At 44.1% G+C, this 12,141-nt stretch carries 13 protein-coding genes, 1 pseudogene and 2 riboswitches; of the genes and pseudogenes, 2 read left to right on the top strand and 12 right to left on the bottom strand.

What is annotated here, in order from left to right:
• Positions 1 to 9: 9 nt before the first annotated feature.
• A riboswitch (glycine riboswitch) is annotated at positions 10 to 144 on the bottom strand.
• A 4-nt stretch (positions 145 to 148) separates the two neighbouring features.
• Positions 149 to 273: riboswitch (glycine riboswitch) on the bottom strand.
• Between the two features lie 159 nt (positions 274 to 432).
• The 4 genes and pseudogenes from AC4G47_RS02425 to AC4G47_RS02410 all read right to left on the bottom strand — a co-directional run.
• On the bottom strand, positions 433 to 1,524 hold the full coding sequence (locus AC4G47_RS02425; protein ID WP_491104608.1) for a LolA family protein: 1,092 nt from the start codon (positions 1,522 to 1,524) through the stop codon (positions 433 to 435).
• A 1-nt stretch (position 1,525) separates the two neighbouring features.
• Positions 1,526 to 3,016: a HAMP domain-containing sensor histidine kinase gene (locus tag AC4G47_RS02420; RefSeq protein ID WP_491104606.1), complete on the bottom strand. Its 1,491-nt coding sequence runs from the start codon at positions 3,014 to 3,016 to the stop codon at positions 1,526 to 1,528.
• Entirely contained in the window at positions 3,013 to 3,369 is a 357-nt protein-coding gene (locus tag AC4G47_RS02415) for a winged helix-turn-helix domain-containing protein (protein ID WP_491106626.1), read from the bottom strand. Before AC4G47_RS02415 ends, AC4G47_RS02420 begins: the two co-directional genes overlap by 4 nt.
• 18 nt (positions 3,370 to 3,387) lie before the next feature.
• Positions 3,388 to 3,519, bottom strand: a pseudogene (locus AC4G47_RS02410) (response regulator); the annotation flags it as partial.
• A gap of 523 nt (positions 3,520 to 4,042) precedes the next feature.
• Here AC4G47_RS02410 and AC4G47_RS02405 point away from each other — a divergent pair.
• Complete coding sequence (locus AC4G47_RS02405) at positions 4,043 to 4,768, top strand: hypothetical protein (RefSeq protein ID WP_491104604.1); 726 nt, start codon at positions 4,043 to 4,045, stop codon at positions 4,766 to 4,768.
• 61 nt (positions 4,769 to 4,829) lie between these two features.
• Here the strand turns inward: AC4G47_RS02405 and AC4G47_RS02400 are convergent.
• Both AC4G47_RS02400 and AC4G47_RS02395 read right to left on the bottom strand, forming a co-directional pair.
• Positions 4,830 to 6,163 (bottom strand): IS3 family transposase gene (locus AC4G47_RS02400; protein WP_491104603.1). Its coding sequence is split into 2 segments (ribosomal slippage): positions 4,830 to 5,761 and positions 5,761 to 6,163, totalling 1,335 coding nucleotides; the frame shifts between segments, so codons are not numbered across the junction.
• A gap of 95 nt (positions 6,164 to 6,258) precedes the next feature.
• Positions 6,259 to 6,570, bottom strand: coding sequence for a hypothetical protein (locus AC4G47_RS02395; protein ID WP_491104602.1), 312 nt, complete (start codon positions 6,568 to 6,570; stop codon positions 6,259 to 6,261).
• A gap of 366 nt (positions 6,571 to 6,936) precedes the next feature.
• Between AC4G47_RS02395 and AC4G47_RS02390 the strand changes: the two genes are divergently transcribed.
• A complete protein-coding gene (locus AC4G47_RS02390) occupies positions 6,937 to 7,404 on the top strand; it encodes a hypothetical protein (protein WP_491104600.1) in 468 nt (155 codons plus the stop codon).
• A gap of 228 nt (positions 7,405 to 7,632) precedes the next feature.
• On the opposite strand, the gene AC4G47_RS02385 is transcribed toward AC4G47_RS02390, so the two are convergent.
• From AC4G47_RS02385 to pstA, 6 genes are all read right to left on the bottom strand, one after another.
• On the bottom strand, positions 7,633 to 7,860 hold the full coding sequence (locus tag AC4G47_RS02385) for a hypothetical protein (protein ID WP_491104599.1): 228 nt from the start codon (positions 7,858 to 7,860) through the stop codon (positions 7,633 to 7,635).
• Between the two features lie 83 nt (positions 7,861 to 7,943).
• Positions 7,944 to 8,525 carry a hypothetical protein gene (locus tag AC4G47_RS02380; RefSeq protein ID WP_491104598.1) on the bottom strand — a complete coding sequence of 194 codons (582 nt, stop codon included), beginning with the start codon at positions 8,523 to 8,525 and terminating at the stop codon, positions 7,944 to 7,946.
• A gap of 1 nt (position 8,526) precedes the next feature.
• On the bottom strand, positions 8,527 to 9,006 hold the full coding sequence (locus AC4G47_RS02375; RefSeq protein ID WP_491104597.1) for a response regulator: 480 nt from the start codon (positions 9,004 to 9,006) through the stop codon (positions 8,527 to 8,529).
• Between the two features lie 191 nt (positions 9,007 to 9,197).
• A complete protein-coding gene (locus AC4G47_RS02370; RefSeq protein WP_491104596.1) occupies positions 9,198 to 10,250 on the bottom strand; it encodes a phosphotransferase enzyme family protein in 1,053 nt (350 codons plus the stop codon).
• Between the two features lie 234 nt (positions 10,251 to 10,484).
• Complete coding sequence (gene pstB / locus AC4G47_RS02365; protein WP_145325655.1) at positions 10,485 to 11,240, bottom strand: phosphate ABC transporter ATP-binding protein PstB; 756 nt, start codon at positions 11,238 to 11,240, stop codon at positions 10,485 to 10,487.
• A 12-nt stretch (positions 11,241 to 11,252) separates the two neighbouring features.
• Positions 11,253 to 12,140 carry a phosphate ABC transporter permease PstA gene (gene pstA / locus AC4G47_RS02360; protein ID WP_458127139.1) on the bottom strand — a complete coding sequence of 296 codons (888 nt, stop codon included), beginning with the start codon at positions 12,138 to 12,140 and terminating at the stop codon, positions 11,253 to 11,255.
• Between the last annotated feature and the right edge of the window lies 1 nt (position 12,141).

Genomic DNA, 12,141 nt, shown 5'->3' with positions numbered 1-12,141 from the left:
AGGCCCTCTCTCTGTCCTCGATACCTGAGAGTTTCATGACCAGCAGTGTCCAAGGACAAGGTGAATGCCTGCGATTACAGGCAAGGTCACCGGGCTAACTGATCATATACCCCTTGGGTGGCGCAGTTCGCGCACTCTCCAGAGTTGCGTCCAACGATGGTACATTTACCTGAGAGATTAACCACTGCGCCGGGTGCGCAGCAGCTTGCTCCTTCGGTGCCTGAACACTAGCCCTTTTGCTCGGCTAACCCAGGTCTCTCCCGCTCGTTATCATCCGCTTATATTCACTTTCTCGTTCAACTCACATCGAACGTGTGTCTTCTGTTCAATTGGATCATATCTGAATCATATCTGGTACATATACTTACAGATTAATATGCTACACATTATATGTCAACAAAAGTGACGTATAATTATCATCTTTATCACTCATTAGGAATGATTAGGCAGCTTCAATTCATTTATCCAAGCTTGAAGCTTCTCTTTCGTCCATCCTTCGTTTTCACCCATGACGGAGTACCGCAAGCCATTTTCACTCCATGATATGTTCCGAATGCTCTTCATATATGAACCCTCGGTGTTACGAACCTTAATCTTGGCTTCATCCGGCATTAGTGTATCGTCCACATTTTCTTCCGGCATCTTGAATACTGTCAGGCTGACTTCTACCTTGTCGTCACGTACATAATACAAGGTTACTTCATCTCTGCTCAGCTCACCGCCCAATGTAGACATTTCGATCCGTGATCGTTCGAATTCTCCACTCATGTCCTGTAGGAACGGCTGTTCCAACGCTTTTTCCGCTTCCTCTAGGGTCACTTCGGAATTCTGCATCATATCGTTCAAGTCCTTCACATCGACCTCCTTAGGGATGTCAATTACGAAAGTATCCTTTGTGAATTCAGGGTCATACTGAATCGGATCATAGACCATTTCTGATTTTCCATCCCCATACGCGCTGTTTACTTTGACAATCATCCACGTTTTGGGGTCTACCCAATACTCTGAAGATATGGAGAACGCGCCTTCTTCTTTTGGTGTCAATTCAATATGAATGACGTCCTGTCCATGAAGTTTCTCCTGTCCCATCATATTCACATCATGCGTAGTACGTAACCGCTCTAGTTGATCAACCAATATTTGTTTCTGGGTTTGATTAGGCTGTTGTGACACGGATGATGCATCCATGGAATATGCTGCTCCTGTTTCTTTTTCATAAAGGATGATCTCCTTTCCGTTATTAACTGCGTAACTGACATTGCCATTCTCGGATGTTTCCGTGCGCTTTCGTCCAGTTTCACCATCTACCCATTCCTTAATTTGCATGGTGTTACTCAGCTTGTCGTCCGCCCATATCTTCATCACACCTTCCGCATAATATGAGGCAGGTTCTGTTTCTGCTGAGACAACCTTCTCGATCATATCGTCTCCTGACATAGCCAGCATATCCTTCTCCGCGCAACCTCCAAGCAGGGCGCCTGCAAGCAAAGCAGTACCCAGCATCATCCATCCTTTTTTCATCATCTTACCCATCCTCTCTGCGTTTACATTCTCCATGTTCAGGCAATCGGCATGCTGCCAGCGTTCCACATCCTTCGTATGACCACATGCGCATATCCCCCCCGTGCTTTATTGCAACCCGTTTGGCTATACTCAACCCCAATCCCGAACCACCTGCATACGTCTTCTCCTCCTGATTCTGGTGTTGAACATAGGGTTCGAAGATACGAATGAGCTGTTCTTCAGGAATAGCAGGACCTTCGTTTTGTACTATGATCAATGTTGCTCCCGCCCTGTAGTTATCCAATTCAGCTCCTAGCGAAGGAATAATCCATTCAGGAAGCTCCCAATCTGAAGCAATAACCCCTAGTCCCATTACACCGTTCGTCCTTGTGTGGCGTAGTGCATTATTTATCAGATTATCTGTCAGGCGCATCAGTTGTTCGGGATGAACTCGGTACAGTTGATCTGTGCGGACATCCATCTTCACGTCAATCTGCCCACGCTCAGCAAGTCCCTCATAGCTCCCAAGCAGCATATCAAAAAACTCCTCACCTTCCACCTCAACCATGGACATCTCCGATTCACTGGAACCCAGTGCCGTATACATCTCAAGTTCACTAATCATCTGTTTCATCCGCTCCACATTCCCGAGCAGCACATCCTGATATTCCTGCCTTTCAAGGCGTTCCAGTTGACGATCACCGTTAAGTACTTCCGTATAGGCACTAATGGACATCAACGGTGTTTTCAGATCATGGGATAACGAGGCAATCATGAGCTCTTTTTCTTTTTGCTCCCTTTCCACATCGGCCTGAGTATGTCTGATCTTGTCTTGCATTGCATCAAACTGTTGGAGCAATGTGCCCATTTCATCATGACGAACAGGTACCACATCCGGAGCAGCCTCTCCCCGTGCAAAAGCATCCATTCGTTCTATGAGATATTTCATCGGCCGAAAGAGCTTTCGGGATAGAAGCCGCAGCACTGTTCCGTATAACAGGATAAAGAAAGCAGCAGCGAGACCCATGACCCAGGTTGTCCGCAGGGATATGCCTTCCAGCCAATCTCCACGCAGCATGACGATTTCGTAAATGCCAACCAACTCACCTTTTTCCCACACGGGTTTTTTCAGTGAGAATGTGCGATGACGAATCTGTAAGTTGTACAAATTACGATACAGCTCCGCACCCCCAACGGTGTAAGCTTCAGCAGACCATGTACTCCCCCCCGATGTATACACCCGAATCCCTGTTGGTAAATATAGATCAAAGTTCACCCGACCATTCTCCAATTCGGAGAGTGCAGCGAAGGCATCAGGCGATTGCAACCGGTACAGACCCGGGTCAGATAAAGCCAGTTCAATAGGGGCCATTTGTCCAGACAACTCTACATATTCCGTTACAGCACGCTGATCATTGTAATAGTTATACAGGGAGTACAGCGCCCACCCAGCGACGACAGGCAGCAGCATTACAATGAGGAAGGCGAGCATTAACCAGTACTTCAGCTTCATTCCTCAGGCTCCCCCACAAACCGGTAGCCACTGCCCCACACCGTCTGAATCCAGCGTGGATGATGGGGCTCGTCACCAAGCTTAGCCCGAAGGCTCTTCACATGAACTGTGACTGTACTCGAGTTCCCCGCCTCTGGCTGACCCCAGACATGTTCATACAGTTCCGCCTTGGTAAACACCCGGCCCGGATGAGAGGCAAGCAGTATGAGCAAAGCCCATTCCTTGTTGGTTAGTGCCACATGTTCTCCATGAAGCTGTGCGCGCTGATTCAGATAATCGATCGATAACCCATCGTTATATTGCCGATCTGTCGAATCCGGCTCTACGCCCTGATATCTTCGGTACCTATTCAGATGAGATTTAATGCGAGCTGTAAGTTCTGTTAGACTGAAGGGCTTCGTAATATAATCGTCAGCTCCCAACCCAAGCCCCCTGACTTTGCTCTCTTCCTCGATTCGAGCACTCATCATGAGCAGCGGAACATCGCTGATCAGCCTAATGTTTTTGCATACTGTGAACCAGAAGTGTCTAACCCGTCTGGAGGATCAGCTCTATATTTCTTGGGACGACAAAAGACAGGTCGAGTCTATTAAAATACTACAAGGCTGGGAAATCGTTGAATCCAAAGCTGCTCCCATCGAGCCGATAATATCGACTATTGGACACAACATTAAAAGCCAGCTTCGGAAAGCTGGCTTGGGGATCCAAACTCATTTTATTGTCTTCCTGGCATAATGAACACTGATATCGCTTCATCAATATTCGGTTTCTGCTTCTTTTTTTCAATTGACCATAATTTAAACGTCCGAGTATAGAGTCAAGAACGATCAGCTGCAGGAGCTTTCCTGGGATCCAAATAGCTTTAAAAGCCGAACATTAGATTTCCCACTCCCCGTCTTAATTAATCATGGCTTCCAGAATTTTGACCATGTGAGGTATCCCCCAAATAGATCTGAATCCCTATAGCTTAAATTATATAAAAACGTTATTGTTGAATATAATTACAAATAAAGGAGTGAATTGGAAATGAAGAGGCGAATTTTGAGTATTCTTTTCTCTGTATCAATGGTTACTAGCCTATTTGCCGGCGTTGCTTCGGCAAATGAAGCACCAGCAAAAGAACCAAAAGCTGTTGTAAACTCAGTTAAACTTAAACCGGTGGACGGAAATGACGACCTAAATGTATCTATTCAAGAACTATCAGATGGTACGATTAGGAAAGTAATTAGTGGTTCAGGAGAGGCTAATGATAAACCTACTCGATATGATATTACGATTAACAGAGAAAAGAATACCTTTACTACCACCGAAACAGACCTCTCGAACGATCCAGAGTATTCCATAAAACCATTTGCACCTATGTGGAGTAAACAAGTAAAATTATTAACCTATGACCCTGTACTCTGGGAGATATGCTACTCAAAAGCAATTCTTTACTGGTATATGCAAAATGATTATGCCATTTATAGCGATGGCGGTTCCGCAACTTGGGCAGCTAATCCATCCCCTGTAGATTCACACTGGTCTGTAGATTCGGAACAAACACGGAGAAGTGATACATCTGGTGGGGTTGGCCAAGAAACTATCGCAAGTTTTTCAAACTATGATTTTCTGGATGATAACTTATACACCTATGTTAACCACAATGTGAAAGTATGGGGATTTAAGGATGGCTCCTACGATTATAATGCTATTGAGGATGCATCTGGCGAAGCTAGTATTTTGCTAACAAGTACCATTGAAATATACTAATAAAAAAAGAGATCAGGCGTCAGTAAACTGTACCCTATGTAAAGGACATTTCTAAAAAAAACTATACGGCTTCAAGAAGATGATCTCTGTATTGTACAGGGGTCATCCTTTTTAGGTTCCACTGGTATCTATAGTGATTATAGTAGGTCATATAGGATTTAACTTCTCGTTTGACTTCGTCTAACGTGGCATAGCTCTTTAAGGAAGTTTCGTCCTTAAAATGACCAAAAAACGACTCCTGTGGTGCGTTATCCCAACAATTTCCTCGTCTGGACATGGATTGCCCAAGCCCCATCCGTTTCACTTTCTTCTGAAAATCCGGATGAGTGTAGTGCGTACCTTGATCGGAATGAATGAAAGCATCATGACTCTTCTTGAATTTGCGATTTTTCTGTAAGTGGAGCAACGTGTTTGTCGCCAGATCCATCGTCATTCGCTCCGACACATGATAAGCCAAAATTTCATTGGTTGAACTATCCTTGATGGTGGACAGATAGGCGCGTTTCCCTTGGCCGTAACTTAAGTATGTAATATCTGTTAGAAGTACTTTGCCCGGGATGCCTTGTTTGAAGTTGCGTTGTAACAGGTTAGGCATGGTTCGATGTTCATGGGTTGCCTTCATCATTCGTTTGTAGGGATTAGTTCGTCGATGAGGACATACAATATCGTATTTTTTCATGATTCTTCGGATGCGCTTGAGATTCCAGATGATCTGAAATTGTCCTTGCAGCGTCATCTTTATGGAGCGAGCGCCCTTGTTACGTTTCTTAAACTGGAAGGCTTGACGGATGTACACACCTATTTCCTCATCAACCTGTTCCTTCTTCGTGCGGCTGTGAATGGCTGAAGTGCTCCAGTATCGGTAATATCCGCTTTTGGAGACCCCGGCAGTCTCACACAGAACACTTACCATTCGCTGAAGATGGTATTTCTCAATCACGGTTCGGATTAAACTGTATCGAAGACCAGGCGTTAGTTTTACTCGTGGTTCCACCCCCGTTCGGCCAGGCGAATCTTTTTTAAGAGTTCATTCTCTGCTTGGAGCAGGTGAATCTGTGCTTCGAGTTTCGCGTTCTTTTCTGCCAAGGTTAACTCTCGTTTTAGAGACTCTCCTGAATGTTTGCCTCGTGTATCTTGTAAGCCTAGAGCCCCTTGCTCGTTGTAACTGGCTCTCCATCGGTCAGCTGCGGCTTTGACCCGAGTCATTCCAATGATCTGAACGTCAAATCCACAAGTCTCAAAGATCTCTCTAGGCAGCCTTCCTTGCTGATTTAATGTAATAAAGAGTTGTTTGAACTCGTCCGTATAAGTGATTCCCTTGGTCGAAACAGACTTCACATAGGGATTTGTAGCAAATTGCTCTACTTCGCGTGTTGTAAATGTTTTCTTACTCATTAATCGTTCTCCGTCCTCGTCTCGTTCATGGTATACAACAAAAGTACCCCATAGAGAGACTTTTTTAAAGTGTCTACTCTATAGGGTACAGTTTATCAGTTGCCTGGTCTCTTTTTTATTAGTATCAATACAAAGCTGATTAAACATAAAACAATAGTAATCCAAGTATACTTGAAAACTCCTTCACCTGAAGAAATATAAAGACTTAATGGTAAAGACCAAATCACAGAAAACATTAATAATAAACTTCGTTGAGTTAAAGAAGCATATATCACACCACAGGATGGAATTAGTAAACCAACAACCAAAATAATGGTTGAAATTCCATTTGAATTAGGATTAATACTAACTAAAATAAAGATAAGAATACTAATCAGACCACCGACAATACCAAATACCTTTTCCATAACCATTTCACCTCACAAAAATGTTATTATTCACTTCATTTTATAGTTTTTTTGTTTAGGTCAGTTTTTTTAAATGCTACTACGATAATAATTTGTTTCAATGAACTTAATTACCAAAAGTTTAAAAAGGTGTTGAATATATAATAAACGTTTTAAAATGAAAAACAATACCTTTAAGGAAGGAAGAATGTGTTGTTTTAAGTAGTCCCTAAAGATATACCTTTGCGGACGGTAGAGAACAGGAAAATTGCTAACCGCCGACGAAATTTTAAATTGGAATTATCTCCTTCTAGTATATACATGTAACTTATGGTAAATTAATAAAGCTAATTTTATGTATATATTGAAATAAGAGGGGTTATAATTATGAAAAAAAACACTTTGTTCGTAGGTTTGTCGGCATTATCCTTGGTAGCAGCTGTCACAGTTGCATCTGCTGCACCAACAAATAATGTAGTGGACTCATCAGTAACTACTACATCTACACAAGGGGAAAGCATCATTACCCCAATGGCAGTTGATAATGAGATTGTGAATTCACAAATTTCCGGAAGTAGCTACACGAAGAGTTTCAATATCCAAGCAAATTTTGGATGGGTCAAAGTTTGGGTTCAAAATACATCTAAAGAAACCTTAACTGTCCGAGTTACTCAAAGTACTCTGTCTGGTACTCAAAAAATGTCGTTCTCTGTAGCTCCTGGGGCATCTTGGACTGAATATGGAACGAAACCATGGGCAACTGGTACTCACTGGGTTAGCATTAGCACTAAAAACGGCGGTAACATGTCAGGATTGCTTTCTGTTAAACTTGCAAATACGAAGGAAGAACTTTAGTACGTAATATAATAGAAATCTTAGACTCTAAACTGATTTCGTTATTTACCAGCGTCAGAGTAGGTATACAAAAAGGATCGTTGCAGATATGCTGACGATCCCTTTTGTATACCCTTTACGGACTATGATAAACATCCTCAAGATCGTGTTACCACCAACGAGCAAGCTTTTTCTGAACGAAAAAAGAAGGTTAACGAAAAAAACGTCAACCTTCTTTTTGCTAGTAGGCTACTTATGTTGTTCACCAGTATCGACTTGTTCAACTACTGTAGCCTTCTCACCGAAACCTTGAACTTCCTTAGACTTCGATCCTGTTTCCATCAAAAGACCAGTTGTCACGAGTGTCACTACTGCAACGCTTGCAAGACCATAAGCAACATAACGTTTTAGCTTACTGTTACTTGAAAAAAATAGAACCAGCGCAGCAGCAAGCAATAAGAAACCAATTAAATTCATTTCGCCCCTCCTTCCGCCCAAAACTTCATTACACTTATAGTTTTATACGTATCGGGGCGAAAAATGTTACAATAATTAGTAAATTAACCACTAACTGAGAAGTCAAATGTCCCGTTAGCCCATCCTTTAAGGAAAATTCTTGGGTAGACATTTTGTACATCATACACAACAGTCAGTTTGAAATTTCCAACCACGTTAGATTCATAAAAATTGTATCCTACGCCGCCACGTTGATCATCAGCTGTAGCCCCTTCATATGACCAACCAATTGTGTGTGTGGACGGAGTAATCGTTCTCGAAGGAGCAGGAGATACAACAAAGCTTCCATCTGAGTTCCAAGCGATCTTATGTGTAAGTGTATATAGTGTACCGCCAAAAACGTTAGTTGCTGTATATGTTTTCGTTGCCGAATAGCCCGTTGCAAGGGTAGAAATGGGGCTGCTTGTTGTCTCATTATATCCAACGTGGATAAGATTAATGAGCACAGCCAGTCTCTGGTCTTCAGAAAGAACGGAAATATTCTTTTGAAGAGTAGATTGAGACAGATTTGCTTGGGCAAATTTTTCAACTGAAGGAACACCCTTATCAGCAAAATCACGGACAGCTTCTTTATCATTTTCAGATAAATCATTCCATAGAGCAATCGCATCATCGCCAGCAACCAACTTAGCAGCTAATGTTTTTCCATAATCTTCGGGTTCCAGAGAAGAACCAAACGCAGCCGGGGCAATTGGCGCCCTTGATCATCTCATAAACCTGATCGATTCGCTTAAGATTTGCCAATTCATTTTCTTCCAGCTCTCTGGCTTTACGCCATAAATACTGATTAAAGAGCATCAGATCCGCACAGTGGCTTTCTATACCTTGTCTTTCCATAACAGTCCAATATAGTTCTACATCTGCCCCATCCTCTTGCCAATAGGCTTCTATAATGGGCATAAACCGCTCTTCAAGTCCGTTGAAGTAATCCGTCAGCATCAGATCCAGCAGGACTAATTGATAGGTCCCCTCCCTAAAGTCTTCCCAGCTCTCCAAACCGCTTGATGCCCAAGTTACCCCATAACCCTCATGACGTAGATGATCTCTCAAAATTCGGGCAATCTCCGGATCATCCTCCACCAGCAATATATTCTCGCTGTCTCTCATCGCTGCTTCATCCTCCTATGACTGTATTGTAGCTAAGAAATGTTGGCTCTCCGCAGAGTTTATACTTTCTTCATAAATGTCCATTACGATCGTTATCTAATGCATGCAAAAAGAGCACTCCGATTGTTCAGGACGCCCAGGTAATACCACAATCTTAATCCTAAGTTATAGCTCCTCAAAAAGGAAACACCTCATAACTCATAGAAGATGCTCTCGTTCTGTACATAGGGTCTACAATACTTGCTGCACAGCTTCGGCATGCGGTCTTTCATCCAATCGTGTCTCGATTCATTCGCCATCTGAAAGGCATAATAACCCAGTGTAAAGAACAACATGAACCCTTCCATTAACCGGATATCCCGATCCGTTAGCGGTGCACTCTGTTTCGTGTAACCAGATAGAAACTGTTCACGCTCCTCCCGGTTAAACATAAGTGCTGCTCCTCCAGCATCAAAAAGATAGTACCCATACCCGTATAGACAAAAATCAATCATAGATATCCCCTGATCTGTTATCAGCAGATTATTGCGGGTAATATCGCCATGAATGACTCCCCATGTCTCCGCATGCTGCGGGTACGTTGCTAACTGCTCATTAATGTTCTCGAACGTCTCTCGAAGCAGATCAAAGTCTTCTGTGGTAAAAATCCCAAGTCTGACGCCTTCCTTCAGTTGCTCCAGCATCACATTATTTTCTTGGATGCTTCCGTAGGCTGGGCGAACAGCCATCTGAGCTGTTTGCCATTGCCCGCTGTCCCCTTGTTGAACTCCACTCATCCCGGTGCTTTCATCCGTACCCCAAGCCTCTTCAGATGTTTCCTGTACACGACCCCATTGATGAAGCGTCTGCAATTGAGTACCCAGGTCATTGATTTGCTCTGTTGTCAGGCGCTCTCCCTGCTGGATGTCCCTGCCCTCAATCCACTCCAGTACCGTACAACAGATCTCTTCCCCCGCTTCACTTGTCCATACCGTTACCCATTCGCCTGATGCATTTCGTACAGGGTACTGCACACGCAATGCTGTGGTTTCGTTTAATTCGTAGAGCATGTTCATCTCCGCTTCCAGTGCAGGAAGCGTATGTTGAATCCCTGACATACTTGCATATGCGGCTTGATGTATACGCAGCAGATACTTCTGTCCGCTCGCTTCATCCACGACATGATACGTCAGATTCTCGTTGTGACGAATATAGGAAACGACAGGTTTTTCAATCGTGTAGTTCTGTATGATATCAGTTGCCATGTGGTCATAAGACATCTTATCCGTAGTGATTATCAACATCTCCTTCGGAGTTATGTAAACGTTCTCCTCACACTAAATATCGTAGCATAATGTTTATTCCGCAGACAGAAAATTCTCCCAAAGTTATAAATTAAAAAAAGCACAACCCCCGAACAACCGTCCAGGCATTGTGCTTTCTTTTATCTCTATTTATTTCTTTATCTCTATTACTCTATGTTACACTCCATGATCCAATTAACCGAAACGTCCCATAATGTATTCTTGCGTCAGGCGATTGTCCGGGTTCGTGAAAATGTGCTCTGTATCCCCGTGCTCAACCATACTTCCCAGATAGAAATAAGCCGTGTAATCCGAGATACGTGCCGCCTGCTGCATGTTATGGGTAACAATGACGATCCGCAGATCTTTCTTAAGCTCGGTAATCAATTCCTCAACCTTACCCGTGGAGACTGGATCAAGGGCAGATGCCGGCTCATCGAGCAGCAGAATCTGTGGTTCAACAGACAAAGCGCGAGCGATACATAAACGCTGCTGTTGTCCGCCAGAGAGAGACAGAGCTGACTCATGCAGTCTGTCCTTCACTTCATCCCAGAGCGCAGCACGACGCAAGCTTTTTTCCACAATTTCATCCAGTGCCTTCTTACTCTTCGTACCGCGGTAGCGGGGGCCAAACGCGATATTGTTGTAGATGGACTTATGAAAAGGATTCGGCTTCTGCCACACCATGCCAATCTTCTGGCGAAGCTTGATTACATCGGTTCCAGGCTCATTCAGATCGTTACCGTCCATCCAGATATGTCCCTCTGTACGGGAACCGGCAATCTCGTCGTTCATCCGGTTAAGCGACCGGAGGAACGTGGATTTACCGCAACCAGACGGTCCAATAAGAGCCGTTACGCTTGCTTCGGGAAACGTCAGGCTGATCTGCTTGACCGCCTGGAAATGTCCATAATATATGCTTAACTGTTCCGTACCAAAAGGTATGGCCATGTTGGTTCCTCCTTATTTCGAAGCTGTCATACGGCGGAATACAACCCGGCCGATCCAGCGTGCACTTAGATTGAACGCCAGTACGAGAATGACAAGCACGGCGGATGCCCCTGCTGCCACTTCTTTGGAATCTGGCCCAATGCCTTCACTGTTCACTTTCCAGATATGGACAGCAAGTGTCTCTGCCGGACGGAAAGGATTAAGCGGTGATCTTGGACTCGTCGGATTCCAATCTGTAAAGTCCAATGGTGGACTACTCATACCTGCGGTGAACATCAGCGCGGCTGCTTCACCGAAGATCCGGCCGGAAGCCAGGATCGTACCCGTAATCAAGCTCGGCAATGCTACAGGCAGCAGAATGGAAGTGATAATCTTCCACTTGGACAACCCGAGCGCCAGACCTGCTTCCTTCTGTTCCTTCGGAACGGCCCGAAAAGCCTGCTCCGTTGTCCGTACCATCAGTGGCAAGTTAAAGATCGCCAGAGCCAAGGCACCCGAGATCAGGGAGAAACCAAGACCAAATGTATTTACAAGCAATAAGAGTCCAAACAAACCGATAACGATGGAAGGGAATGATGACAATACTTCAACGACCAGACGAATGAAGCTGGTGATCCTGCCTGGTTTGGCGTATTCCGCCATGTAAATCCCACCGCCCCATCCGAGTGGAATGGTAACAATCAAGGTCAGAATTAGCAAGAATACGGAGTTAAAGAGCTGTGGACCAATTCCGCCGCCACCCTTAAGCAACTGTGGTGCGCTTGTCAGGAAGTTCCAGCTAATATGTCCAATTCCTCTAAACATGATGAATCCAAGCAGACCGAGCAATAGAATAACAATGAACAGGGCCAATACAACGATAACGGATGTTGCAACTTTATCTACCGTCTTTGCCTTCATT

It is taken from the genome of Paenibacillus sp. Negev47, from assembly GCF_058313655.1.
Note: the sequence above shows the minus strand (reverse complement) of the source record. Positions and strands in the feature narration are given on the sequence as shown.

Excerpts from the sequence above, each read along its gene's own strand:
- pstB (WP_145325655.1), bottom strand. The coding sequence starts at position 11,240 with ATGGCCATACCTTTTGGTACGGAACAGTTAAGCATATATTATGGACAT.
- AC4G47_RS02420 (WP_491104606.1), bottom strand. The coding sequence starts at position 3,016 with ATGAAGCTGAAGTACTGGTTAATGCTCGCCTTCCTCATTGTAATGCTG.
- AC4G47_RS02375 (WP_491104597.1), bottom strand. The coding sequence starts at position 9,006 with ATGAGAGACAGCGAGAATATATTGCTGGTGGAGGATGATCCGGAGATT.
- AC4G47_RS02390 (WP_491104600.1), top strand. The coding sequence starts at position 6,937 with ATGAAAAAAAACACTTTGTTCGTAGGTTTGTCGGCATTATCCTTGGTA.
- AC4G47_RS02405 (WP_491104604.1), top strand. The coding sequence starts at position 4,043 with ATGAAGAGGCGAATTTTGAGTATTCTTTTCTCTGTATCAATGGTTACT.
- AC4G47_RS02370 (WP_491104596.1), bottom strand. The coding sequence starts at position 10,250 with ATGGCAACTGATATCATACAGAACTACACGATTGAAAAACCTGTCGTT.
- AC4G47_RS02385 (WP_491104599.1), bottom strand. The coding sequence starts at position 7,860 with ATGAATTTAATTGGTTTCTTATTGCTTGCTGCTGCGCTGGTTCTATTT.
- pstA (WP_458127139.1), bottom strand. The coding sequence starts at position 12,140 with ATGAAGGCAAAGACGGTAGATAAAGTTGCAACATCCGTTATCGTTGTA.
- AC4G47_RS02395 (WP_491104602.1), bottom strand. The coding sequence starts at position 6,570 with ATGGAAAAGGTATTTGGTATTGTCGGTGGTCTGATTAGTATTCTTATC.
- AC4G47_RS02425 (WP_491104608.1), bottom strand. The coding sequence starts at position 1,524 with ATGATGAAAAAAGGATGGATGATGCTGGGTACTGCTTTGCTTGCAGGC.